Origin of the sequence: Pseudoalteromonas sp. 2CM32C (assembly GCF_023161925.1) — a bacterium.
Classification (GTDB): domain Bacteria; phylum Pseudomonadota; class Gammaproteobacteria; order Enterobacterales; family Alteromonadaceae; genus Pseudoalteromonas; species Pseudoalteromonas marina.
Window position 1 is genome coordinate 43,262 of record NZ_JALNTI010000007.1, and the last position, 24,523, is coordinate 67,784.

Sequence of the window (24,523 nt, forward strand, 5' to 3'; positions counted from 1 at the left end):
GCTAAAAAGTAGTTAACACGAAAGTGTGTCATTGTTGTTTTTTGTGCAGCGCTACAGAAACTTTACTTATTGGCGTTTTGTTAAGCGCATTAGTAATGGCCCAACCTGCATCAACAAGCCTTTGTAAATCAATTCCATGGTTTATGCCAAGGCCATCAAGTAAGTAAACGACATCTTCAGTGGCAACATTTCCTGACGCGCCTTTAGCATAAGGGCACCCACCAAGGCCGGCAACTGCTGCGTCAACCGTTGATATTCCTAGGCTTAGCGCTGCGTAAATATTTGTGAGCGCTTGCCCGTAGGTATCATGAAAATGCACTGCAAGCCGGTTGCTGTCTATGTGCAATAAAAGTAATTCTATGAGTTGAGTTACTTTTTTTGCAGTACCTACGCCAATCGTGTCTCCAAGGCTTACTTCGTAACAGCCTAAATCTAATAGCTTTTGTGTTACATCAAGCACAGCCTTAGCGTCTATGTCTCCTTCGTAAGGACAGCCAAGTACACAACTTACGTAACCACGAACACGGATATTATGCTCTTTTGCAAAGTTCATAACTTCACTGAAGCGTGTGATACTTTCGTCAATAGAGCAGTTGATGTTTTTTTTACAGAACGACTCGCTTGCGGCTGTAAAAATTGCAAACTCTTTAATACCAGCGTCATGGGCCGCGTGCGCACCTTTCAAGTTTGGTGTAAGCGCGCTTAAGTTAATATTTGGTAAGTTAAGTGCGTTAATCACATCTGCCGAATCTGCCATTTGTGGCACCCATTTAGGGGATACAAACGCACCTGCTTCTATATCTTTTAAACCGGCTTGTGCAAGGGCATTAATCAGTGAAATTTTATCCTGAGTATTTACCACCCCCTCGTTTTGTAAGCCGTCACGCGCTCCCACCTCAACAATACGAACCGAATCAGGAAAGGCACTCATTAGGCACCTTCCTGTTGTGTGGTATCTTCAACAATGGCGAGTAGGGCACCGTGAGATACCAATTCACCTTCACCAAAACAATAGCTTTGTAAAATGCCATCGTGTGGCGCATTGAGGGTGTATTCCATTTTCATAGCTTCAATGATCACAACAGGATCGCCTTTGCTAATCGTACTGCCAACATTAACCAAATGTTTAACCACGGTGCCATTGAGTGGTGCTGCTAGTGGCAATGCATCACTTTCATGTGAACTTATGTAATGTTTATTAATGAGTTCAAGCTTAGTTTGTAGTGCTTTATTCATAACCGTAATGGCGTCATTACAGTGTGAGACATGCGCAATATGCTTATTGCCATCAATAAATACAGTACAAACGCCTTTAATGACTGTCCCTTGAAGATTAAATACCGTGTTGTTATGGGTAATGTTGAACCCTTGAGATGTTTTAATCGCACTCAGCTGCAAATCTTTAAAGGGCACTTTAATGATGCGTGGAGAATTTAAGTTGAATCCACTAAGTTGCTGCCATGGGCTACCATTGCTTTGCTGAGCTTGCTCATTATTCAAAGAGCATAAGTACGCAAATGCACCTATGAGCTCACTAGATTGTAAAAGTGCACCATCAACGGCAACTAAAGAGTCGCCTTGCTCTGCAATAAAGTGTGTACTTGGCGCGCCCTGGTTAAAAGTAGGGTGATTAGCTAAGTTATTTAAAAAGCCAATGTTAGTACTAAAACCCGCTAAATGAAATTCCCCAAGTGCTTGGCGTAAACGCCCTAATGCTTGCTCGCGGTTATCATCATGTACTATAAGCTTTGCAATCATTGGGTCGTAATAAGGGCTGATTTCATCGCCTTGTGCAATGCCGGTATCTATTCGTACAAACTCACTATTAAGCGGAGTATTTAACGATTCAATTACGCCTGAACAAGGAATAAAGTCGTTGCTTGGATCTTCTGCGTAAATTCGCGCTTCAAAGCTGTGGCCTTGTAGTTGTATGTCAGATTGCGTTAAAGGCAAAGTGTGCCCAGCTGCTATATTAATTTGCCAATTCACTAAATCTACACCGGTTACCATTTCGGTTACTGGGTGTTCTACTTGTAGGCGTGTGTTCATTTCCATAAAGAAAAACTCATCGCCACACAGTAAAAATTCAACAGTACCTGCACCGCGGTAATTTATAGCCAGAGCACAACGTACTGCGGCTTCGCCCATTTCTTTTCGTAATGTGTCACTTAAACCTGGTGCTGGCGCTTCTTCAATTACTTTTTGATGACGACGTTGTAAAGAGCAGTCTCTATCACCTAAATAAACACAGTTACCGTGATTATCTGCAAACACCTGTACTTCAACATGGCGAGGCTGGTTAACATAGCGCTCTAGCAGTACTAAGTCATTACCAAAGCCTGCTATAGCTTCACGCTGTGCGCCTTCGAGAGCACTCATGAAATCTTTAGCTTGCTCAACAACGCGCATACCTTTACCACCGCCCCCAAAAGCCGCTTTAATCAGTACGGGATAGCCAATTTTTTCAGCCTCAGATTGTAAAAAGGCAGGGTCTTGATTATCACCATAATAGCCAGGCACTAACGGTACATTTGCTTTAGCCATTATTTCTTTAGCGCGGGTTTTAGAGCCCATGGCTTCTATGCTGCTTGCAAGTGGACCAATAAACGCAATGTTGTTAGCCTCACAGGCTTTAGCGAACTCGCTGTTTTCAGATAAAAAGCCATACCCAGGGTGAATACAATCTGCACCACTATTTTTTGCTACTTGTAAAATTTTATCGGTTACAAGGTACGAGTCTTTACTCGGCGCAGGCCCAATATGGTAAGCCTCATCAGCCATTTTTACATGTTGTGCGTGCTTATCGGCGTCAGAATAAACGGCTACAGTCGTTAACCCCATTTGCTTTGCACTGCGCATGATACGGCACGCAATTTCACCTCGGTTGGCAATGAGTATCTTTTTTAAAGTGTGTGTGTTCATAATTAATCCTACAGTTGCCAAGCGGGTGGGCGTTTATCAAAAAAAGCACTAAGCCCTTCTTGGCCTTCATCAGATACACGAATCTTTGCAATACGTTCGGCCGTAAGCTCAATAAGTTGTTCACTAATAGGCTTGTTTGCCACATCATTAATTAAAGCTTTAGCGGCTTTGACTGCAACAGGGCCGTTATCAATCAGTGTTTGCAACATGTTATCAAGCGCACAGTCTAAATTGCCGGTTACTTGATGAACTAACCCAAGTTGTTTGGCTGTGTGGGCATCAAACACCTCGGCAGTTAAAAAATATCTACGAGCAGCGCGCTCACCTATGGCTTTAATTACATACGGGCTAATTACCGCAGGAATAAGCCCAAGTTTAACCTCACTTAAGCAAAACTGAGCATCATCTTTACACAGTGCAATATCGCAACAGGCAATTAAGCCTAACGCACCACCAAATGCAGCGCCTTGAACAGCACACACGGTTGGGTGAGGGCTGGTGGCTAAAACCTGCATTAGTTTTGCAAGTTGCATAGAGTCGGCAAGATTATCGGCGTAATTGTTATCAGCCATGGATTTCATCCAGGCTAAGTCTGCTCCGGCTGAAAAGTGTTTGCCTTCTGTTTTTAACACGAGCGCTTTTATATCAAGCGTATTTGCATGTTCAATGCATTGAATTAATTCGTGAATTACTTCGCTATTAAATGCGTTTCTTTTTTCAGGGCGGCTTAAAACAAGTACAGCCACATTAGATTTTGTTATTTGTAGTGTTACTGACATTTACTGCGCTCCGGTTACATTCTAAATACGCCAAATTGAGAATCTTGCGCTGGTGCATTTTTAGCAGCACATAAGGCAAGTCCTAATACGTTACGTGTGTCGGCTGGGTCAATAATACCGTCGTCCCACAAACGCGCGCTGGCATAATATGGGTGGCCTTGCTCTTCGTATTGCTCAATGATTGGCTTTTTAAACTCGCTAATTTGCTCATCGGTCATACTCTGGCCTTTTCGCGCTAAGCCGTCTTGCTTCACTTGGGACATTACCCCTGCGGCTTGCTCGCCGCCCATGACTGAAATACGGGCATTAGGCCACATCCACATCATGGTTGGTTCAAATGCGCGGCCACACATACCGTAATTACCAGCGCCATAAGAGCCGCCAATAAGTACCGTAAATTTAGGCACATCGGCACACGAAACCGCCATCACCATTTTAGCGCCGTGTTTTGCAATGCCTTCGGCTTCGTATTTTTTACCTACCATAAAGCCGGTAATATTTTGTAAAAAAACCAGTGGGATATTGCGTTGTGCACACAGTTGAATAAAGTGTGCGCCTTTTTGAGCCGACTCGCTGAATAAAATGCCGTTATTAGCCACTATGCCAACAGGGTTACCGTAAATGCTTGCAAAACCGGTTACCAACGTTTCACCAAAGTAGCGTTTAAATTCATCAAACGATGAATCATCAACTGTTCGGGCAATGACTTCTCGTACGTCAAATGGCTTTTTAAGGTCGGTACCCACTATGCCGTAAAGTTCGCTTATATCGTACCGAGGCGCTTTTATATCTTTTAATAACGGTGCAGTAGGGCGTGTGTAATTAATGCGTTCAATACATTGGCGTGCGATAGACAGCGCATGCTCGTCGTTTTCAGCAAAGTGATCAGCTACCCCTGATGTTTTACAATGAACATCAGCACCACCAAGCTCTTCAGCCGTTACTTCTTCACCTGTTGCCGCTTTTACAAGCGGCGGGCCTGCTAAAAATATGGTGCCTTGTTCTTTCACTATTATGCTTTCATCTGCCATAGCCGGTACATAAGCACCACCAGCAGTACATAACCCCATTACCACTGCAATTTGAGGAATGCCTTTACCTGACATTCGAGCTTGATTGTAAAAAATACGGCCAAAATGTAATTTATCGGGAAATACATCATCTTGCTCAGGTAGGTTAGCACCGCCAGAATCAACCAAATAAATACACGGTAAATGGCATCGCTCTGCAATGTCTTGTGCTCGCAAATGTTTTTTAACAGTAAGCGGAAAGTAGGTGCCGCCTTTAACCGTGGCATCGTTTGCAATGATCATGCATTCAATGCCTTTTACACGGCCAATACCAGCTACGACACCTGCGCACGGGATAGCTTGCTCATAGACGCCAAATGCAGCGAATTGAGAAATTTCTAAAAATGGTGAACCTTCGTCAATTAGCGTACTAATACGATCGCGTACAAATAATTTACCGCGACCTTCGTGACGCTCTTTTAAAGCAGTCCCACCACCTAAACTTATTGTGGCAACTTTATCGCGTAAATCATCCACTAGCGCCGACATGTTTTTATGATTTTGCACAAAAGTAGGATCGTGAGGATTAACGCTCGATTTTAAAATCGTCATAATCTAATCCTTAACGGCTTTCAGTGAAAAGTTCGCGACCAATTAGCATGCGGCGAATTTCAGACGTGCCGGCGCCAATTTCGTATAGTTTAGCGTCACGTAGTAATCGACCCGTTGCGTATTCGTTTATGTAGCCGTTTCCACCTAGTATTTGAATCGCATCCAGTGCCATTTTGGTTGCCAGCTCGGCGGCATATAAAATGGCGCCAGCAGCATCTTTACGTGTGGTTTCACCGCGGTCACAGGCTTTAGCTACCGTGTAAACATATGAACGAGCAGCGTTCATTTGTGTGTACATATCGGCAACCTTGCCCTGAATAAGCTGAAATTGCCCAATAGGGGTATCAAACTGTTTACGCTCATGAATGTAAGGCACAACAATATCCATACATGCTTGCATAATGCCAAGGGGGCCTGCAGCCAATACAACACGTTCGTAATCTAGGCCGCTCATAAGTACTTTTACGCCTTCGTTTAAGTTACCTAAAATGTTTTCTTCAGGCACTTCACAGTTTTCAAATACTAACTCACAGGTGTTTGAACCACGCATGCCAAGTTTGTCGAGCTTTTGTGCGGTTGAAAAACCAGGGAACGTCTTCTCTACTATAAATGCAGTGATCCCTTTAGCACCGGCGTTTAAATCGGTTTTAGCGTAAATAACCAGTGTGTCTGCATCCGGGCCATTCGTGATCCACATTTTATTACCGTTCAAAATGTACTTATCGCCTTTTTTCTCAGCTTTAAGTTTCATCGATACCACGTCAGAGCCCGCATTAGGCTCACTCATAGCAAGCGCACCAATGTGTTCACCGCTGATAAGTTTTGGTAGGTATTTTTCTTTTTGTGCTTGTGAACCATTACGGTTGATTTGATTAACACACAGGTTTGAATGCGCACCGTAGCTCAAGCCTATAGACGCACTTGCACGGCTAATTTCTTCCATTGCTATAACATGCTCTAAATAGCCTAAGCCCGCACCACCAAACTCTTCAGGAACGGTCATGCCTAACACGCCCATTTCGCCCATTTGCGGCCAAAGTTGATTTGGAAATGTATTGTCAATGTCGGTTTGTTCAGCTAGTGGCGCAATTTCTTGGCTTGAAAAACTATTTACATGGTCGCGGATCATATCGGCGGTTTCGCCAAGACCAAAGTTCATCTCTTTATAAAGTGAAATAGTGCTCATGATTCATTCCTGTGTGAGTGTGTGTTATTAGTGTGTTTTTATTTTAAAAATAAACTACTCGTCTATTTTATTCAGTGTGTCTCTACAGCGTCGTTCCGCAGTAACCAGTTCCATTAGGACAACTTTAATATCGTCCATTTGCTGCGAAAGGTCGGCTTTTTTCTCTGAAATCAGATCTAGCATAGTGACTAGTTGTTTAGCGCTTGATTTATCAGCGTCGTACAGTTCAAACAAACGGCCCGTTTCGGCAAGCGTAAAGCCTAGGCGTTTACCCCGTAAAATGAGCTTTAAGCGCACTTTGTCGCGCTTTGAGTAAATACGTGTTTGCCCATTACGCTCAGGTGATAAAAGCCCTTGGTCTTCATAAAAGCGTATAGAGCGAGTTGTAATGTCAAACTCTTTAGCTAAATCGCTAATGCTAAAAGTTTGTTCATTACTGGTCGGTATAGTGGCGGAACTTGCAAAGTTTGTTTGATTATCTGGTTTCATAATTGTAATTACCTCATTCGAATAACTCCAATATAAGTGAAGTTTACGTAAAGGTAAAGTGCTGGCTGTTGTGAAATAAATATAAGCGAAGTGGTTTGCAGTATTTGTAATTTAAATTATTTAATTACAATGACTTAATTTTAACTTAGATTGTAAGAGCCAAAGGTGGCAAAGAAACCTTACAGATAAGAAAGTATAATTTTAACGGTTTTTAGTTGACGTTAGCGTAAACGTTAGTATTGTGTATGGTTATTAATTAATAATTTAAAACACAATTAATAGAGTAAATATTCTAACAACTATTTACCCTTAAATACAATGGAGTTAGCTATGTCTTTAGAATCAGTGGTAATTGTAGCAGCAAAACGTACGCCTATGGGTGGCTTTATGGGCGGGCTAAGCGATGCTCAGTCTACTGAATTAGGTGCAACGGCTATTAAAAGTGCATTAGCGCAAACTGGTTTAAAAACCGATGCAATTGACGAAGTAATTATGGGCTGTGTACTCCCTGCTGGTTTAGGTCAAGCGCCAGCTCGTCAAGCCATGTTAAAAGCAGGGCTAGCTTTAAGCACGGGTGCTACCACCATTAATAAAGTATGTGGTTCAGGTTTAAAAGCCGCCATGCTTGCTAACGATTTAATTAAAGCAGGCTCTATAGAAACAGCTATTGCTGGTGGTATGGAAAGTATGACCAACGCCCCTTACTTTATTCCAAAAGCGCGTGGCGGAATGCGAATGGGCCATGGCGAAATCAAAGATCACATGATGAGTGATGGCCTTGAAGATGCATACGACAATAAAGCCATGGGTTGTTTTGCACAAGATACCGCCGACGAATATGGCATTGGCCGTGAGCAAATGGATAATTTTGCACTCAGCTCATTAAGCAAAGCGAATGCCGCAATTGCAAACGGTAGTTTTGAAAACGAAATAGCACCGCACACAATTCAAACACGAAAAGGCGATGTAACGGTATCGGTTGATGAGCAACCAGGTAATGCACGCCCAGAAAAAATCCCAAGTTTACGTGCTGCCTTTAAAAAAGACGGCACTATAACAGCTGCTAACTCATCATCTATTTCGGATGGTGGCGCAGCCCTCGTTTTAATGACTGAGTCAAAAGCAAAAGCACACGGTTTAACACCCCTTTGTAAAATTGTAGCGCACAGCACACATTCTCAAAAACCGAGCGAATTTACGGTAGCACCAGTAGGTGCAATGAACAATGTGCTCGAAAAAGCCGGTTGGACAACAACTGATGTAGACCTTTGGGAAATTAACGAAGCTTTTGCCATGGTAACAATGCTTGCAATAAACGAGCTTAAGCTTGATGAAAGCAAAGTAAATGTTAACGGTGGGGCATGTGCACTTGGCCACCCAATTGGTGCCAGTGGCGCACGTATTTTGGTTACGCTTATTCACGCTCTTAAAAACCGAGGCCTTAAAAAAGGCGTTGCTTCTTTATGTATTGGTGGCGGTGAAGCCGTTGCAATGGCAGTAGAAGCTTACTAAGTACCAATCACATTAAAAATACGCAGCAACATAACAATAATAAAGCTGCGTTATTTTTAAAACTAACACACTAATACAATAGGATTTAACCATGCACCAAGTTCCACTATTAATAGATGGCGAATTTATTCAATCGGCTTCAAAAGAATTAATCGATGTTATAAACCCAGCAAACCAAGAAGTATTAGCTCAGGTTCCGTGTACCACTGATGCAGAAATGGATGCGGCAATTGCTTCAGCCTCTGAAACATTTAAAACATGGAAAGATGTGCCAATTACTGAGCGTGCGCGCATTATGATGAAATATGCGGCGCTTTTAAAAGAACACCATGATGAACTAGCCACTATTATTTGCCACGAACTAGGTAAAACCTTTGAAGATGCTAAAGGTGATGTATGGCGAGGTATTGAAGTTGTCGAACAAGCAGCTAATGCACCTTCGCTGATGATGGGCGAAACAATGGAGAACGTAGCGCGCAAAATCGATACCTATTCTTACATGCAGCCATTGGGTGTGTGTGCAGGTGTTACGCCGTTTAACTTTCCGGCAATGATCCCACTTTGGATGTTTCCGCTGGCAATAGTATGTGGTAACACATTTATATTAAAACCATCAGAGCAAGATCCACTAACGCCAATGCGTTTAGCTGAGTTATTTATTGAAGCGGGTGCACCTAAAGGCGTTCTGCAAATTGTACATGGTACAAAACCGCAGGTAGACCGGTTATTAGAAGATAAAGCCGTTCGTGCTATTTCGTTTGTAGGCTCGTGTGGTGTAGGTGCCTATATTTATTCAAAAGGCACACAAAACCTTAAGCGTGTTCAAGCCTGTGTAGGTGCAAAAAACCATATGGTAATTATGCCAGATGCGAGTAAATCGCATGTTGTAAATAACCTTGTTGGTGCATCTGTTGGTGCCGCAGGGCAGCGTTGTATGGGTATTTCGGTAGCTGTATTTGTTGGTCAAGCAAGTGAATGGGTAGATGAAATAAAAGCAGGCTTTGAAAAAGTACGCCCAGGTTTATGGGATGACAAAGACGCAGCCTACGGCCCACAAACGTCAAAAGCAGCAAAAGAGCGAATTTTATCGCTTATTGCAAGCGGTAAAAAACAAGGCGCGACCTGTTTAATAGATGGCTCTGACTTTAGTGTAGAAGGTTACGAGCAAGGTAACTGGGTTGGCCCAACTTTATTTACCGACGTTACAAAAGAAATGGACTTATACAAAGAAGAGATTTTTGGTCCTGTTTTGGCTTGTATGTTTGTAGACACATTAGAAGAAGCTATCGCCTTAATTAACGAAAGCCCTTACGGTAATGGCACCTCGCTATTTACTTCAAGCGGTGCAGTTGCACGTAAATTCCAACACGAAATAGAAGTAGGCCAAGTAGGTATTAATGTTCCTATTCCTGTGCCACTGCCGTTCTTCTCATTTACGGGGTGGAAAGGCTCTTTTTATGGCGATACTCATACGTATGGTAAGCAAGGTATTCGTTTTTACACCGAAACCAAAACCATTACCTCACGTTGGTTTGAAGACGATATAGCGTCAGGCCCAAACATGAGCATTAACTTAAAATAATTAATAAACACACACAAAAAATAATAACAAAGACGGGCGCGAAGGTTTTTCACACACATAAATATGCCTTCGCCGCTCTTCACTCATAATCCCAATACGGGAAAACCGACAACACACAACTAAAGAGGTCTATCATGGACTTTAACTTATCAGAAGACCAACAAGCCTTTGCACAAACTGCTCGCCAATTTGCCGAGTCAGAGCTTGCACCTCATGCGGCTAAATGGGATCGCGAACATATTTTTCCTAAAGATACGATAAAAGCAGCCGGTGAGTTAGGCTTTTGTGGTTTATACACACCAGAGGACGCGGGCGGCCTTGGTTTATCACGTTTAGACTCAAGTATTATTTTTGAACAGCTTGCACTAGGCTGTACGGCAACCACTGCCATGCTCACTATTCATAATATGGCTACCTGGATGGTTGCAAGTTTTGGAACAGACGCAATAAAAGAACAATATGTAGACCAATTAGTTATGGGTGAGTTATTAGCATCATACTGCTTAACCGAGCCTGGTTCTGGTTCAGATGCAGCTTCACTTAAAACAAAAGCAGTACGCGACGGCGACGAATACGTTATTAACGGTTCTAAAATGTTTATATCGGGCGCAGGCGAAACCGAAGTGCTAGTGGTCATGGCACGTACTGGTGGCGAAGGCGCTGCGGGTATTTCTGCGTTTGTTGTACCGGCCGATGCAAAAGGCGTTGAATACGGTAAAGCAGAAGAAAAAATGGGGTGGAATGCACAGCCTACACGACTAATAAGCTTTGAGGATGTGCGTATTCCTGCACATAACTTACTTGGTGCAGAAGGCGAAGGTTTTAAGTTTGCAATGCAAGGCCTAGATGGCGGGCGTATTAATATTGCCACCTGTTCAATAGGTACCGCACAAGCGGCCTTAAATACAGCACGTGAATACCTCAAAGAGCGCTCACAATTTGGTAAACCGCTGGCTGCTTTTCAAGCGTTACAATTTAAAATTGCTGATATGAACACAGAGCTTGTAGCAGCGCGCCAAATGGTAAGGCTCGCGGCATTTAAACTAGATACAGGCGACAGCGAAAAAACCACTTATTGTGCTATGGCCAAACGCTTTGCAACCGATGTTGGTTTTACAGTGTGTAATGAAGCACTTCAAATACATGGTGGTTATGGTTACATAAAAGAATACCCACTAGAGCGCCATGTACGTGACGTGCGCGTTCATCAAATTCTTGAAGGCACAAACGAAATAATGCGTGTGATTATTGCGCGTCGAATTTTAGCTGAATCAGCAAGCGAAATATTATAAGGAGCACGGTATGTCTGAATCAAAACCAAGCATTGAGTTAACAACCGAAGGCCATGTTGCTATTTTAACAATGTCTAACCCGCCAGCGAATACCTGGACAAAAGACACCTTAATTGATTTAAAAAATAAAGTTAACGCGCTTAATAACAATAAAAACATTTATGCCTTAGTGCTAACGGGTGAAGGCGATAAGTTTTTTAGCGCAGGCGCCGACCTTAATGTATTTGCAAGTGGTGACAAAGGCATTGCTGCAGACATGTCGCGTGTATTTGGCGAAGCGTTTGAAGCATTAACTAATTTTAGAGGCGTGTCGGTTGCTGCCATTAATGGCTATGCGATGGGCGGCGGTTTAGAGGTTGCATTAGCGTGTGATATACGCATTGCTGAACAACAAGCGCAAATGGCACTCCCTGAGGCAAAAGTCGGTTTATTACCGTGTGCAGGTGGCACGCAAAATTTAGCATGGTTAGTGGGCGAAGGCTGGGCTAAACGCATGATTTTGTGCGGCGAGCGCTTAAAAGCTGATAAAGCACTGCACATTGGATTAGTCGAAGAGGTTGTTGGCCAAGGTGAGAGTTTTGCTGCTGCGCTTAATCTTGCAAACCAAGTAAGTGAGCAAAGCCCTAGCTCGGTTGCGGCATGTAAAACATTGATTCAAAAAGGGCGCCACCAACCCATGGCGAGCATTTTACCATTAGAGCGCGAACTATTTGTTGGTTTATTTGATACTGATGATCAAAAAGAAGGCGTAAATGCCTTTTTAGAAAAGCGCAAAGCAAAATGGGTAAATGGCTAATGAGTGATTTAACCTTATTAAATAAAGCGGATGATTCAGTACTTTTTGAGACGGCAACCGCAGCCAACGGCCGTTTAATTGGGCTTATTACACTAAACGCACCTAAGTCGTTAAATGCGCTTAATTTTAACATGATCAAATTGCTTACTCCTCAATTAAAGGCATGGGCAAACGACGATGCCATCGCAATGGTTATTTTAAAAGGGGCAGGAGAAAAAGCGTTTTGTGCTGGTGGCGATGTAGTAAGCCTTCATCATGCAATGGCACAAGGTGAACCAACAAGCTTAGTTGAAGAGTTTTTTACCCAAGAATATAAGCTCGATTACCTTATACATACCTACGTTAAACCTATTCTTGTTTGGGGAAACGGGATTGTAATGGGAGGCGGTTTAGGGCTAATGGCTGGCGCAAGCCACCGTGTTGTTACCGAAACCTCACGTATTGCAATGCCAGAACAAACAATAGGTTTATACCCCGATGTAGGCGGCAGCTATTTTTTGCATAAAATGCCCAAAAGTGTTGGCTTGTTTTTAGGGTTAACGTCAGCGTCTATTAATTGCGACGATGCCTGTTTTGTATCACTTGCTGATCACTTTATTGACAGCGGTAAATACAACGACATGCTAAACACTATTTTAGCTACAAGCTGGAGTAAGAGTGCAAGCGAAAACCACACGGTGCTAACTAATTTACTAAATGAGTTAAACGCGCAGTCTGACGATATGCCAATAGGAAACGTTAGCGCTAATTTAAAAACAATTCAAACACTAGGTAGTTTTGCCTCATTGCAAGAGCAAGTTGATTACCTATTAAGCTTAAGCACCGACGACAAGTGGTTACAACGTGCGCAAAAATCGTTAAAACATGGGTGCCCACTCAGCTGTGCATTGGTCAGTGAGCAGCTTAAAGCAAGTGAAGGTAAAACCCTTTTAGACTGCTTTAAAATGGAACTAGGCATGTCGGTAAGAGCCGGTGAAGTAGGTGAGTTCCAAGAAGGCGTTAGAGCACTGTTAATCGATAAAGACGGCGCTCCCAATTGGCAATACCCAACACTCCATGATGTGCCAAGTAGCGTAGTTAATAGCTTTTTTGATAATCGTTACGGCACTCGTCACCCACTTGATGGCCTAGACACGGCAACACAAAAATAAAGGAAAGACGATGACTAAACTTAACATTGGTTTTATCGGATTAGGAAACATGGGCGGCCCTATGGCGGCAAATTTAGTAAAAGCGGGGCACACAGTCACTGTTTTTGATTTAAACCAGTCGGTCGTAAATGAGCTTGCTAGCCAGGGGGCTAAAGCGGGCGTTGATGCAGCGCAATGTGCCACCAATGCCGACGTTCTGATCAGCATGTTACCTGCAGGCAAGCATGTTAAATCGCTATATTTAGGTAATAACGGTAACAATGGACTAATTGAGGTTTTAAGCAAAAACACCTTAGTGATTGACTGCTCTACAATTGATGCCGAATCGGCACGTGTTGTAGGAAATGCACTTGACGAGCAAGGTATACGGTTTGTTGATGCACCGGTTTCAGGTGGTGTAGCCGGGGCAACGGCAGGAACGCTTACGTTTATCGTAGGTGGTGAACAAACCGCATTCGAAAAAGCAAATACCGTATTAGTAGATATGGGTAAAAACATATTTCATGCTGGCGATATTGGTGCAGGTCAAGTTGCAAAAATATGCAACAACATGCTGCTTAGCATATTAATGGCAGGCACAAGTGAAGCCATTCAAATGGGTATTAATAACGGGTTAGATCCAAAAGTTCTGAGCGATATTATGACTGCAAGCTCAGGTCGAAATTGGACATTAGAGTTATATAATCCGTGTCCAGATGTAATGGAGACAGCACCGGCTAGCAATAATTATAAGCCAGGTTTTATGGTTGACTTAATGGCAAAAGATTTAGGTCTTGCCATGGAAGCGGCTCAGCAAAGTAATTCATCAACGCCAATGGGTTCAATGGCAAAAAACTTGTACACTATGCTTCAGCATCAAGGTGCAGGCAGCGATGATTTTAGCGCCATATTTAAATTGTTTTCGAAGTAGGAGTAAACCGTGGAAATTAAAAATAATACGGTAGTAATCACAGGTGGGGCGCAAGGTTTAGGTTTCGCTATGGCGCAAAAGTTTGCAGCTATGGGCGCAAATATTGCACTTATTGACATGGCACAAGATTTATTAAACAACGCATGCGAGCAACTAAACCAGCTTGAAGGCGTAAAAGGTATAATTAAAGGTTACGCTGCTAATGTGACTGTTGAAAGTGAAGTAGAACACGTATTTAGTACTATTAACAATGATTTTGGCCATATTGGTGTGCTTATTAACAACGCTGGTATTTTGCGTGACGGCATGTTCATAAAAGCTAAAGACGGAAAAGTGGTTAAAAAAATGTCTCTTGAGCAATTTCAATCAGTGATTGATGTTAATCTTACCGGCGTATTTTTAGCAGGGCGCGAAGCTGCAAGCCACATGATTGAATCAGGCAAAGGCGGCGTAATAGTAAATATGTCGAGCGTAGCGCGGGCAGGTAACATAGGCCAAACTAACTATGCTGCCTCAAAAGCGGGTGTTGTGGCATTAACCACTACATGGGCTAAAGAACTTGGCCGTTTTGGTATACGCGTAGGCGCTATTGCACCAGGTGTTATAAGCACCGCCATGACCGACGCCATGAAGCCAGAAGCCAAACAACGTATGCTTGCAGTAACGCCCGTAGGGCGTTTAGGCGAAAGCGACGAAATTGCGCATACTGCACAATACATAATCGAAAACGACTTTTTTACCGGCCGTGTGGTTGAAATAGACGGCGGTATTCGTTTGTAAATTAAGTTTTTTACGTTTGAATTTAAAAAGCATGGCGCTTATAGGCTGTGCTTTTTTGTTTTAAATCGGGGAGATTTATAATCGTGAAAAAGGGCTAACAACCCCGTTGGCACCTTGTTGTAGTACATGAGTAGGATACCCGCTGTATTAAAACGTTAATCATTTTAGCGCTCTAAATAACTCATTAACTGCGTTAAAAACTTCTCATGTAGATAAACTATATAACTAAGTTTTTGCCTTGTTACTGAGCTATTTATCTGTCGCTATAATTGCTCACTAATTCTATACAGCGGGTATTATTTGTGTTGTACGCACGTCACTATGACCTAGCTGTGTTTCTACTGTACGAATATCAGCGCCGCTTTGCAGTAGATGCGTAGCAAATGAGTGTCGCAAAGTATGTGGGGTAACGTGTTTATTAATATGTGCTTTTGTTGAAGACAGTTTAACAGCCTTTCTTACCCCTGAATGATCTAAGTGGTGACGTCTTATTTCTCCTGTTTCAGGGTCCGTACTTAATTTATGTGATGGGAACAGAAACTGCCATTATAAAGACTTATTAGCGCTTGGGTATTTTTTACTAAGTCGATGATGCATCCATACACCGGCGCACGCATCATTTTTTAAATCTAACTGTAAATATTCATCAACTTGAATTATTTGATTTATTAGCATTGGTATTAATTCTTCAGCAAGTGTCACAATACGATTTTTATTACCCTTGCCGTTCCAAATGCGTATATTTTTATAGTCGAAATCAATATCATGAACTCTTATTTTTACTGCTTCCATCAGCCGTAAACCACTTCCATAGAGCAGGCTTGCTATCAAATAATGTCGTTTATTTATATTTCTAAAAAATAGCGATACCTCAGTCTGTGTAAGTACGACAGGCAGTTTCTGTTGGCGGTTACTTTTAACGAAATTTAAATCTAATGAAAGCTCATTCTTAATAATATGTTTATATAAAAAAGCAAGTGCATTTAAAGCGGTTGATTGTGTTCTCGCTGCCACTTTTTTAGTGACTGTTAAGTGATTTAAAAATATTTCTACTTCATTATTGCCCATACTGGTAGGGTGCCGCTTATTATGAAAATGGATATAGGCAGTAATCCAAAATACATAAGTTTCAATAGATTTTTTAGCATAGTGATGGCTATACATATAGTTGATAATACTATTAAGAAAAGGGGATTTAGTTTTCATTTTAAATCTCAATTAACTGTATTTACATACAGTATTGGCGTTTTTCCTCCTAAGTCAAGAAATGAGGACGTTTTCCTCTTTTCTGCATATAATTAAAAGAGCAGCCTGACTTAAAGTTTAAAGCTGGCAATGTGTTACAGGATTTGTTATTAATATGAAAAAACAATTGAGGGGACATGCATTGCTCATAAAAAGAGGAAAGTGTCCTCTGATAAAGCTGTTATACCTAAAGGGAAGTTGTGAGTCAGGATGAGATATAGAAAGTTAGATAAATGGGATGCTCCAGAAACTTCAGTAAATCTATTGTTTTTTGCGCAACTCCTAGATGAGTTGTTCTTTGATTTTTCTTTAGATACATATAAGCCTTCGGCTATGAATTCTAGCCTACTGTGTGAGGAAGCACTTGAAGTAATTGAGGAAATAGAAAAAGGCAATATAAAAAGGCCAAATTTACAACATGTACTTGATGAACTGTGTGAGAACCTAGAACGAGATCCTGTTACAAAAGAGTTATTAAGTATTAACTTAAAGCAAATTAACTCTGTTCTTAAAAACCCTAAAGAAGCTGACACAGAAAAGAAAATCATTGTTGAGCTAATTTTAAGGCAAATCTATTTAAAGAAGTACAAAAAGAAAAATGAAGAGTTACTTACGCAAGTAATAAATAGTGATAAAACTGATTTCAGGTCAATCAGAACACTTACTAGAAGTTACGCAACAACGTTAGTAAACCTTGGTTATAGCTTTGAATATATAAGTGAAGTAACACAGAAGTTTTTTCATTATGATAAAAATAGAATTGCTGGTAATGCGGCAGTTGAAGACTTTTTGAATATTTTTTCTGGAAAGCCACATGAATTCACAATAATTTTTAAATTCTCTGACACAGTCAAGCATTACAAAAAATCATTTGATTCATTCAAGATTGAATTATTGGATGACCTTAATGGTATAAAAGCTAACCTATCAAAACATAATTTTAATAAGAGTTCGGGGCAAACCTTCGCCTGCTTGAAAGAAATTAAAGCTAGAGATGTAGTTTCAGCTAAAAATAAAGCAGAAGAATTATTGGAAATACTTAGTACGATTTTTAGTCTATTTCATCATAAAGAACAAATAAACTGGTTATCTGATTGTTTGATAATTAATCACACTGATAACTCAGTTGAAAGGTCGAGAAATAAAACGAATGCAATGCACAAATGTGAAGATCAAAAATTAATAAGAGCTTCTAAGAATGCTAATGACTTTCTATCTGAGTTTGGATTGGAACCAAATTCTTTTAATGTATTCACTCGATCAGCAGAATTGCACTCATTAGCTTTGAATAGTGATTCAAAAGAAAACCAAATGCTAAATTTATGGATAGCATTAGAATCAATAATTCCGGCAAGCAACGACGACAAAACCTCAAACATTGAGCATATTATTAATAGTGTCACGCCTTTTTTGAACCTTATGTACTATCAAAGGCTAGTAAGCAGATTTACAAGCGATCTATATAACTGGAATAAAAAAGAAACGAGAAATATTTTAAAAGGTATTTCTGGAGAAAACTCGTCAATAAAAGTTGCAAAGCTATTAGCATTAAAATCATATGAGCCACAACGTAAAGTCTTGATAGCTGCATTTAAAGATTTTCATCTTCTTTCGGATAGGTTTAATTATCTATGTTACGTTTACTCAAGTCCTAAAAATATGCTTGATGGTCTTACTTCACATAAGTTAAGAGTAGGTTGGCAGATCAGGCGTATTTACAGAGCTAGAAACCTTATAGTTCATAGTGGTAATACTCCTAGTTATACTGAAATGTTAATTGAAAATATCCATGACTATTTAGATGCAGTAATGAATAGAATCATCCAACTTGGTTCAAAGACTGGGAAAATAATTAGCATTGAACAGGCTTTTAAATATACAACGATAATGAATTCCATGCTTATACAAACCCTAAGTGTTAAAGGGGCTACATTTGAGGGCGAATCAATAGATAAATTGTTTGGTGAAATTTAGGTATAACGAGTTACTCAAACGGACGCTAAACAGTTGGCTAGCGCTCGTTCCTCGCAATTTTAGCCAACTATTTTTCGCCGCTTAGTAAGGCGTTATGTTTCCAGAGAACATGAATAACTATCGGGTATTATTTGAATTTGAACGGCCTTGGTTTGTTAGTGACCTAACAACGAGTAAAGTTAGTGCCGATGGTGACTTAAAACTATGGTTTCAAGTTGAGTACAATGATGCGTGTAAAAGTATCGAAATTGAGGGCTTAGATGATCTCGATCTAGTCTCAAATTTGCTTCAATCAGAAAAGGTAATCATTTCTGAAGAGTTAAACACACAACGAGATTTTGGCACAATTCGGGTTGAGTGCTGGGTTAACGGCAGTTATTCAGAGTTTTGGTGTTCAAAAGCCGAATTGTAAACATAACAAGTTTATACAGCGTTCTAACTTGTTACCGGTCTCTCAATAGAGGAGCCTACGCTCAATCGAACTACTGTATAAAAGGCTTTGGTTGCAGCCAAAGCTTGGGCCTCACATTACCCGAACTAGGTTAAAGTATTAATTAATTTATGGGTTTATTATCCATACAAGCAGTTCAAGCGGGACTATGCTCCTCACCCGTTTTAGTGGACACCTCCTCATCACTTTGAGGAGGCTAACATGCCTAGATATACCCAACCTAGAAAGACATGGTTTTACCCCGTTAATTTCAAAATCAAAGCAGTCGAACTAAGCTTACGAGACGATGTCATGTCAAAGGACGTTGCCGAGGCGCTGGATATTCATCCGTTAATGCTTAGTCGTTGGCGAAAAGAGTATCGAGAAGGTAAGTTTAAAAACGCGCCGCGCTATCAAAGCAACAACAAAACAATGAGTAAACTCCCAACAAAAAAAGAGCTGGATAACATTCTCCTGCTTAAGAAAGAAAATGAGCGTCTTAAGCAGGAGAATGACCTGCTAAAAAAGTGGCAACGGTATCTTGCGGAAGTACATCAGAACGATTTGGATTCATCCAAAAGTTCGGACAAACCTTAGGCGTCAAATACTTGTGTTTTTGGCTTAATGTGTCGCGTAGTGGGTTTTATGCTTGGCGTGAGCGTAAAGTGTCAGCTAGAGCACTGTCAGATGCTAATTTGTTGCTGAGATAAAACACGTCTTTAATGTCAATCATCAAACCTATGGTAGCCCACGCGTATTTCATGCGCTAAAAAAAAAGAACGAAGGGGTCAAATCTTGACTTCAGACATTAAAGAGCGAACTGTACAAGCACTGGTTAGTATACAAAGACTGAAGACCTAGAAATTCATTCAATTTTAGCGGTTTATTACTTTTAAACACACGTTGATTTTTTAAAACAGTAACTTTAGGTTGCTGTTTTTTTATGCCTAGTATTTAAGTTTATTTTAAGCTTGCTCAGTTATTGTAACTAATACTTAAATTCCAGAATCATTAAACCATTGAACTGACTTAGTAACTCATTTTATGTTTTAGATCATTAAGCCGTGAGTGATTAAAGGTTAGCCTGTAAACATGTACTCATACGCATAAGTGGCTTTTAACTTTAATGCGTTTATTAGGAGGTATTATGAATTTTAAAAATACAGATACTCATTACAATACACTCTCTATAGCCTTGCACTGGTTGATGTTTATTTTAATTGTCACTGTGTACGGCAGTATTGAACTTCGTGAATTATTTGAAAAGGGTACCGAAACCCGTGAAGCCTTTAAAATGTGGCACTTTATGTTGGGTTTATCGGTGCTAGCTTTAGCTAGTGTGAGGTTAGTTGCGCGTTTAGTGGGTGGTGCAGCACCTGCAATACAACCTGAGCCTGCAAAGTGGAAAAATAAATTAGCTACATTTGTTCATATTGCGCTGTATGTGTTTATGTTTGCTATGCCTATAGCTGGTTGGCTAATTTTGAGTTTAGCAGGTAAACCCATCCCGTTTTTTGGTTTAGAGTTGCCTGCTTTGACCGCTCAAAACTTTGAACTTGCTAAAAGTATTAAAGAGATACATGAAACCGCAGGGGAAGTGGGGTATTACGTAATAGGTTTACATGCGGCTGCGGCTTTATTTCACCATTATGTTTTGGCTGATAATACGGTATCGCGAATGCGTTTGCCGAAATACTATAAATAATAAAATGAACGGAGCCGACCTATAATTTTGCCTTTAATGTTTGGTGGCTGATATTTAGCTGGTGCATCCCTAAACGTTGCGTTTTTAAATTAAACTATTGGAGTGCGTTAGCAGCAAAGAACCAAATGTTGCTCTTTTAGCTTTAAAAGCTTTAGTTAGTATTTTTATAATTATTGGGTTACTGTTTGCTAAATTCATTTTTTGAAGGCAAGGTTATGGAATTTTTATATCATATTTTAAATTGGGGTTCCCCCTTAGGTTTGGGGTTATTCTTTTTTCTTTCATGTGCTGGCACTGGCATACTATTTTGGGGTTTATCTCAATTTAAAAAAAGCTCTACCACAAATCAATAACGTGGTTTGATCTAGTTGGGCCTTTGTTTAAACAACATTTACCGTTCAGTTGCTCAAAGGCTTTAGTTAAAACGCTTTATATTAATCCTGAATATTTGTTATTGGTACCGTCCTTATAAACTGTGTTGGTTTTGTGAGTGTACTATAGATTTTTATTTGCATAATTTGTAATTGAGCCTCATAAACAATTTACCAAAAAATGTCCTGCGCTCTTATTTAGTTTCTCAATATTAAAAATATTATTGGGCTATCTATGTTCTGTTCATTTTTGTTTAGTTAGTCTGTTATAACTAACTTCATAATAATAAAGTGCTTTTGGTACTTACAAAGCGAACAAATGAACAAAATAAAATCGTTGATTACTCAATTTATTAATGCAATGCAAAAACGACCGGGCTTACTGGCTGTTTTAGCGTTTTGCTCTGGTATTGCAAGCTACGTGCTTGTTGATAGAAAGGAGTCGTTTGCGCAAGTTGTTGCTTTAGTTTTACTTATAAGCTGGTTGTGGTTAATTGTAGATAATTGGCTTCGTGATAAAGTTGAAGAACGATTTGGTGTGAGTGTTTCACCTAATGTAACACGCTTTGCTCTACAAATGATTCAGCAAGAGAGTTTGTTTTTTGCGCTGCCATTTTTTTTAGTTGTTACCCAGTGGGACCATCCTCAAGCAGTATTTACATCACTTATTATTTTGTGTGCGGTTGCATCGGTTATTGATCCCTTCTATTACAAAAAATTAGCTAAAAATAGAACGCTATTTACGGTGTTTCATAACTTTGCTTTGTTTGTAGTTTTACTTGTTACATTGCCTATTTTGTTCAGCTTAACAACCAGTCAAAGTTTAGCTGCTGCATTAGTTATAGCCGTAGTATTAACATTACCTAGTCTTACTAATTTAATGCCTAATGCGCCGTGGTGGCGTTTACCTATTTTAGCAATAATTTTATTCAGTTTGAGTGCAGGCATATGGCAATTAAAAAGCTTTGTTCCACCTGCCGCGCTGCACCTAACAAGCATTACATTAGCGCATGAGGTAAATGAGCAAAGTAAAAAACCGATAGGAAATATTAACTCGTTAAATGAACGCTCGTTACACGCAAAAGGGCTTTATACATGGACAGCGGTAAAAGCACCGCGAGGGTTAAACGAAAAGATATTTCATGTATGGACACACAATAAAAAACAGGTAGATAAAATAGCGCTTAATATCAGCGGTGGGCGTAAAAGTGGTTATAGAGCATGGACACACAAAGTAAATTTTCCACAAAACGCGGCAGGAAAGTGGCAAGTTAAGGTTATGACTGAATCAGGCCAGTTAATTGGTTTAACTCAATTTACGGTGACGCCTTAATATAAGCGGCACAAAAAATTTGATAAGGCATAAATAAATTAATAGGGACTGTACGTATTAAAAAATTATTGTTAACTATCAAAGGGCTTGATAGGCTGTATTAGTAAACGTATTACATTTATTAAGCAAGGAAGAACGATGAACAGTGATGTTTTAATACCTCATTTACCCGAACCAACAATGTCTGCTTTGGCTACAAAAATATATGTGACTGAGGGGCAACACGTAAAAAAAGATGACACATTACTTGATGTGGAAACTGATAAAATTGTTCTTGAAATTGTTGCCATGGCTAACGGAGTTGTCACCAAGATAAATATAAATGAAGGTGAACAGGTTAGTTCAAACCAAGTGGTGATGCAGTTTGAATATGACGAACTAACCGAGGAGTTAATACAAGCCCCTTTGAGTGATAAACCTGCATTTCAAAATAACACCAGCGACGTAGACCAAATTAACACCCATGATATTCAGAGCTCAGTCACTGAAACACCGATTCATAATGAAATAATAAATCTAGATCCAACGATTGATGATCCCAAACAGGCTTGCTTGGATAAACATAATGATACGCCACAAACAGAATCTAAAATAGACACCAATGCACAGCTACCTCAAGAAGTAAGCCATAGTGGTGAGAGTAAAGGGGTGTTTTATATGGTTGCTGTACTAGTGGCAGGCATTATTATTGGTGTAACAGCGAGTCGCTTTATATTTAATTAGTGGAGTAAACGCCAAAAGCGTGGGCTTTTGGCGTAAAATATAATTAGTTAGCTAATAGCCATTCGCTTAACAAGCGTACACCATAGCCTGTGCCGCCAGGTGATAGTTCACCTTTTCCTTTTTTAACTAACGCGTTACCTGCTATATCAATATGAACCCAACGGGTTTCACCCGCAAAATGCTCTAAAAAAGTTGCTGCAGTGGTTGCGCCAGGCCCGCCAGACCCTACGTTTGTTATGTCGGCAATGTCTGATTTAAGCATATCTTTATAACCTAATGGTAAGCGCCATAGGTTTTCGTTTACCTGCTCGCCAGCAAGTGTTAGCTGATTTACGAGTGTGTCGTCTTTAGAGAAAACAGCCGCATACTCGTTACCAACGGCACGAATTTTTGAACCAGTAAGTGTAGCTACATCAATCATTATGCTAGGGTTAAAGTGCTTACGTGCATACCACATTGCATCACTTAAAACTAAACGGCCTTCGGCGTCGGTGTTGAGTATTTCAACACTTAAGCCTTCAGCTGTTCGAACAACATCGCCAGGCGCTACTGCAAATTGCGAAACCATATTTGCCGCCATGCCCATTACAGCTACAACGTTTTTGTCGGCTTTGGCCATAGCCATTGCTTTAACCGTACCGAGTACAGCTGCAGCGCCTGCCATGTCTGATTTCATACGCGCGATAGATGCACCTGTTTTAATACTATAACCGCCCGAGTCGAATGTTATACCTTTACCTACTAATGCAATGGGGTCGTCGTTAGAGCCTTTATAATGGGCAACGACTAAGCGAGCACCCTGATCGCTACCGCGGCCAACGGCTTCTAATGCGCCCATACCAAGCTCTTTAAGTTGTTCAGGCTTTAAAACTGTAATGGTCACGCCTAACGATTCAAGCTCTTTTGCTGCATTTGCAAAATCAACTGGCGTCATTTCCGTGGCTACTTCAGAGGTAAGGTCGCGTGCTAAAAATACACCGGCCTGAATACTTTCTAGCTGTTTATACGTCGCTTTCGTCTTTTTTGTGCTATCGACATCAAACGAGTAAGTCACTGTTTGCGTGCTAGGTGTTTGTTTGTATTTTTCAAAGCGATGGTCACGCAGGTTTGCGCCATGCGCAAAGTTTGCAGCAAGTAAATGGTTTGCATCAACACCCGTTACATCGTCAAATAATACATTGGCGGTATCTGCTTTATATTTAACTAATTGCGCGTGCACGTTTCCGCCTAATTTAACAATGCGTGCTTTATTTAACTCGTTTTGTTTACCAGTTCCGACAACTAATATACGTTTGTAGTTACTATTAAGTGGGGCAATCAGCTGTGTTGTTTTGGCGTATTTACCTTCAAAGTTTTCAACATCAATTATACGTTGCAGCTGTCCATTAAATTGTTTGTCTAGGTTTTTAAATTGGTTGTTTTTTCCATCTTGGCTATAAAACACAATTAATGTGTGTGCATCGTTGTCTACTTTAGAAGAAAACGAAAACTGTGCTGCGTGTGTATTTAAACTAGCGCTTATTGCCAGCGTTAAGAGAGAAGCTTTAATTATGTGTTTCATCGTTCACCTAAGATTAATTTAAAACTGTTTTTTACCTATTTTTGAGTGCTTAGTTAAGTGCGATAAGCTGAAACGGCAATTAAGAGCGACGTATAACGGCATAAAAAATACGTTATAAATTTATTTGCATGTCGGTGATACTAGTCTTAATGTAAAACAA

Annotated in this window: 19 protein-coding genes and 2 pseudogenes; 13 read left to right on the forward strand and 8 right to left on the reverse strand. The window is 40.4% G+C overall.

Annotation, left to right across the window (positions count from 1 at the left end):
* Positions 1 to 28 precede the first annotated feature (28 nt).
* From MTF67_RS13395 to MTF67_RS13420, 6 genes are read right to left on the reverse strand one after another with little or no spacing between them, the layout of a single operon-like run.
* Complete coding sequence (locus MTF67_RS13395) at positions 29 to 931, reverse strand: hydroxymethylglutaryl-CoA lyase (RefSeq protein ID WP_248519787.1); 903 nt, start codon at positions 929 to 931, stop codon at positions 29 to 31.
* The gene (locus MTF67_RS13400) at positions 931 to 2,922 is read right to left on the reverse strand and encodes an acetyl/propionyl/methylcrotonyl-CoA carboxylase subunit alpha (protein ID WP_248519788.1); all 1,992 of its coding nucleotides are present in this window, start codon (positions 2,920 to 2,922) and stop codon (positions 931 to 933) included. Before MTF67_RS13400 ends, MTF67_RS13395 begins: the two co-directional genes overlap by 1 nt.
* Before the next feature lie 8 nt (positions 2,923 to 2,930).
* The gene (locus MTF67_RS13405; protein ID WP_006794187.1) at positions 2,931 to 3,701 is read right to left on the reverse strand and encodes an enoyl-CoA hydratase/isomerase family protein; all 771 of its coding nucleotides are present in this window, start codon (positions 3,699 to 3,701) and stop codon (positions 2,931 to 2,933) included.
* A gap of 14 nt (positions 3,702 to 3,715) precedes the next feature.
* Positions 3,716 to 5,323: a carboxyl transferase domain-containing protein gene (locus tag MTF67_RS13410; RefSeq protein WP_248519789.1), complete on the reverse strand. Its 1,608-nt coding sequence runs from the start codon at positions 5,321 to 5,323 to the stop codon at positions 3,716 to 3,718.
* Positions 5,324 to 5,333: 10 nt separating this feature from the next.
* Positions 5,334 to 6,509: an isovaleryl-CoA dehydrogenase gene (locus MTF67_RS13415; protein WP_008131008.1), complete on the reverse strand. Its 1,176-nt coding sequence runs from the start codon at positions 6,507 to 6,509 to the stop codon at positions 5,334 to 5,336.
* A 54-nt stretch (positions 6,510 to 6,563) separates the two neighbouring features.
* Positions 6,564 to 6,998, reverse strand: coding sequence for a MerR family DNA-binding transcriptional regulator (locus MTF67_RS13420; RefSeq protein ID WP_006794190.1), 435 nt, complete (start codon positions 6,996 to 6,998; stop codon positions 6,564 to 6,566).
* Positions 6,999 to 7,328: 330 nt separating this feature from the next.
* Here MTF67_RS13420 and MTF67_RS13425 point away from each other — a divergent pair, with 330 nt between their 5' ends.
* The 7 genes from MTF67_RS13425 (at position 7,329) to MTF67_RS13455 (ending at position 15,021) form a co-directional block, all read left to right on the forward strand.
* Entirely contained in the window at positions 7,329 to 8,510 is a 1,182-nt protein-coding gene (locus MTF67_RS13425) for an acetyl-CoA C-acyltransferase (RefSeq protein ID WP_243533589.1), read from the forward strand.
* A gap of 91 nt (positions 8,511 to 8,601) precedes the next feature.
* Entirely contained in the window at positions 8,602 to 10,092 is a 1,491-nt protein-coding gene (locus MTF67_RS13430) for a CoA-acylating methylmalonate-semialdehyde dehydrogenase (protein ID WP_248519790.1), read from the forward strand.
* A 134-nt stretch (positions 10,093 to 10,226) separates the two neighbouring features.
* On the forward strand, positions 10,227 to 11,384 hold the full coding sequence (locus tag MTF67_RS13435) for an acyl-CoA dehydrogenase family protein (RefSeq protein ID WP_248519791.1): 1,158 nt from the start codon (positions 10,227 to 10,229) through the stop codon (positions 11,382 to 11,384).
* A gap of 10 nt (positions 11,385 to 11,394) precedes the next feature.
* Positions 11,395 to 12,180: an enoyl-CoA hydratase gene (locus tag MTF67_RS13440; RefSeq protein WP_248519792.1), complete on the forward strand. Its 786-nt coding sequence runs from the start codon at positions 11,395 to 11,397 to the stop codon at positions 12,178 to 12,180.
* On the forward strand, positions 12,180 to 13,331 hold the full coding sequence (locus MTF67_RS13445; protein ID WP_248519793.1) for an enoyl-CoA hydratase/isomerase family protein: 1,152 nt from the start codon (positions 12,180 to 12,182) through the stop codon (positions 13,329 to 13,331). The genes MTF67_RS13440 and MTF67_RS13445 overlap by 1 nt, the downstream gene beginning before the upstream one ends.
* Before the next feature lie 10 nt (positions 13,332 to 13,341).
* On the forward strand, positions 13,342 to 14,241 hold the full coding sequence (gene mmsB, locus MTF67_RS13450; protein WP_248519794.1) for a 3-hydroxyisobutyrate dehydrogenase: 900 nt from the start codon (positions 13,342 to 13,344) through the stop codon (positions 14,239 to 14,241).
* A 9-nt stretch (positions 14,242 to 14,250) separates the two neighbouring features.
* The gene (locus MTF67_RS13455) at positions 14,251 to 15,021 is read left to right on the forward strand and encodes an SDR family oxidoreductase (RefSeq protein WP_248519795.1); all 771 of its coding nucleotides are present in this window, start codon (positions 14,251 to 14,253) and stop codon (positions 15,019 to 15,021) included.
* Positions 15,022 to 15,303: 282 nt separating this feature from the next.
* On the opposite strand, the pseudogene MTF67_RS13460 reads toward MTF67_RS13455, so the two are convergent.
* A pseudogene (locus MTF67_RS13460) lies at positions 15,304 to 16,227 on the reverse strand (integron integrase).
* A 249-nt stretch (positions 16,228 to 16,476) separates the two neighbouring features.
* Between MTF67_RS13460 and MTF67_RS13465 the strand changes: the two are divergent.
* The 6 genes and pseudogenes from MTF67_RS13465 (at position 16,477) to MTF67_RS13490 (ending at position 22,802) form a co-directional block, all read left to right on the forward strand.
* Positions 16,477 to 18,240: a hypothetical protein gene (locus MTF67_RS13465; protein WP_248519796.1), complete on the forward strand. Its 1,764-nt coding sequence runs from the start codon at positions 16,477 to 16,479 to the stop codon at positions 18,238 to 18,240.
* A gap of 94 nt (positions 18,241 to 18,334) precedes the next feature.
* Positions 18,335 to 18,652 carry a hypothetical protein gene (locus MTF67_RS13470; protein ID WP_248519797.1) on the forward strand — a complete coding sequence of 106 codons (318 nt, stop codon included), beginning with the start codon at positions 18,335 to 18,337 and terminating at the stop codon, positions 18,650 to 18,652.
* Between the two features lie 240 nt (positions 18,653 to 18,892).
* A pseudogene (locus tag MTF67_RS13475) lies at positions 18,893 to 19,466 on the forward strand (transposase); the annotation flags it as partial.
* A gap of 351 nt (positions 19,467 to 19,817) precedes the next feature.
* The gene (locus tag MTF67_RS13480) at positions 19,818 to 20,375 is read left to right on the forward strand and encodes a cytochrome b (RefSeq protein WP_248519798.1); all 558 of its coding nucleotides are present in this window, start codon (positions 19,818 to 19,820) and stop codon (positions 20,373 to 20,375) included.
* 690 nt (positions 20,376 to 21,065) lie between these two features.
* A complete protein-coding gene (locus MTF67_RS13485; protein ID WP_248519799.1) occupies positions 21,066 to 22,079 on the forward strand; it encodes a DUF5924 family protein in 1,014 nt (337 codons plus the stop codon).
* A 138-nt stretch (positions 22,080 to 22,217) separates the two neighbouring features.
* Entirely contained in the window at positions 22,218 to 22,802 is a 585-nt protein-coding gene (locus MTF67_RS13490; protein ID WP_248519800.1) for a lipoyl domain-containing protein, read from the forward strand.
* 43 nt (positions 22,803 to 22,845) lie between these two features.
* Here the strand turns inward: MTF67_RS13490 and MTF67_RS13495 are convergent, their stop codons facing one another.
* On the reverse strand, positions 22,846 to 24,363 hold the full coding sequence (locus tag MTF67_RS13495; RefSeq protein ID WP_248519801.1) for a leucyl aminopeptidase: 1,518 nt from the start codon (positions 24,361 to 24,363) through the stop codon (positions 22,846 to 22,848).
* Between the last annotated feature and the right edge of the window lie 160 nt (positions 24,364 to 24,523).

Coding starts and splice junctions, on each gene's coding strand:
- MTF67_RS13395 (WP_248519787.1), bottom strand. CDS start 931: ATGAGTGCCTTTCCTGATTCGGTTCGTATTGTTGAGGTGGGAGCGCGT.
- MTF67_RS13400 (WP_248519788.1), bottom strand. CDS start 2,922: ATGAACACACACACTTTAAAAAAGATACTCATTGCCAACCGAGGTGAA.
- MTF67_RS13405 (WP_006794187.1), bottom strand. CDS start 3,701: ATGTCAGTAACACTACAAATAACAAAATCTAATGTGGCTGTACTTGTT.
- MTF67_RS13410 (WP_248519789.1), bottom strand. CDS start 5,323: ATGACGATTTTAAAATCGAGCGTTAATCCTCACGATCCTACTTTTGTG.
- MTF67_RS13415 (WP_008131008.1), bottom strand. CDS start 6,509: ATGAGCACTATTTCACTTTATAAAGAGATGAACTTTGGTCTTGGCGAA.
- MTF67_RS13420 (WP_006794190.1), bottom strand. CDS start 6,998: ATGAAACCAGATAATCAAACAAACTTTGCAAGTTCCGCCACTATACCG.
- MTF67_RS13425 (WP_243533589.1), top strand. CDS start 7,329: ATGTCTTTAGAATCAGTGGTAATTGTAGCAGCAAAACGTACGCCTATG.
- MTF67_RS13430 (WP_248519790.1), top strand. CDS start 8,602: ATGCACCAAGTTCCACTATTAATAGATGGCGAATTTATTCAATCGGCT.
- MTF67_RS13435 (WP_248519791.1), top strand. CDS start 10,227: ATGGACTTTAACTTATCAGAAGACCAACAAGCCTTTGCACAAACTGCT.
- MTF67_RS13440 (WP_248519792.1), top strand. CDS start 11,395: ATGTCTGAATCAAAACCAAGCATTGAGTTAACAACCGAAGGCCATGTT.
- MTF67_RS13445 (WP_248519793.1), top strand. CDS start 12,180: ATGAGTGATTTAACCTTATTAAATAAAGCGGATGATTCAGTACTTTTT.
- mmsB (WP_248519794.1), top strand. CDS start 13,342: ATGACTAAACTTAACATTGGTTTTATCGGATTAGGAAACATGGGCGGC.
- MTF67_RS13465 (WP_248519796.1), top strand. CDS start 16,477: ATGAGATATAGAAAGTTAGATAAATGGGATGCTCCAGAAACTTCAGTA.
- MTF67_RS13470 (WP_248519797.1), top strand. CDS start 18,335: ATGTTTCCAGAGAACATGAATAACTATCGGGTATTATTTGAATTTGAA.
- MTF67_RS13480 (WP_248519798.1), top strand. CDS start 19,818: ATGAATTTTAAAAATACAGATACTCATTACAATACACTCTCTATAGCC.
- MTF67_RS13485 (WP_248519799.1), top strand. CDS start 21,066: ATGAACAAAATAAAATCGTTGATTACTCAATTTATTAATGCAATGCAA.
- MTF67_RS13490 (WP_248519800.1), top strand. CDS start 22,218: ATGAACAGTGATGTTTTAATACCTCATTTACCCGAACCAACAATGTCT.
- MTF67_RS13495 (WP_248519801.1), bottom strand. CDS start 24,363: ATGAAACACATAATTAAAGCTTCTCTCTTAACGCTGGCAATAAGCGCT.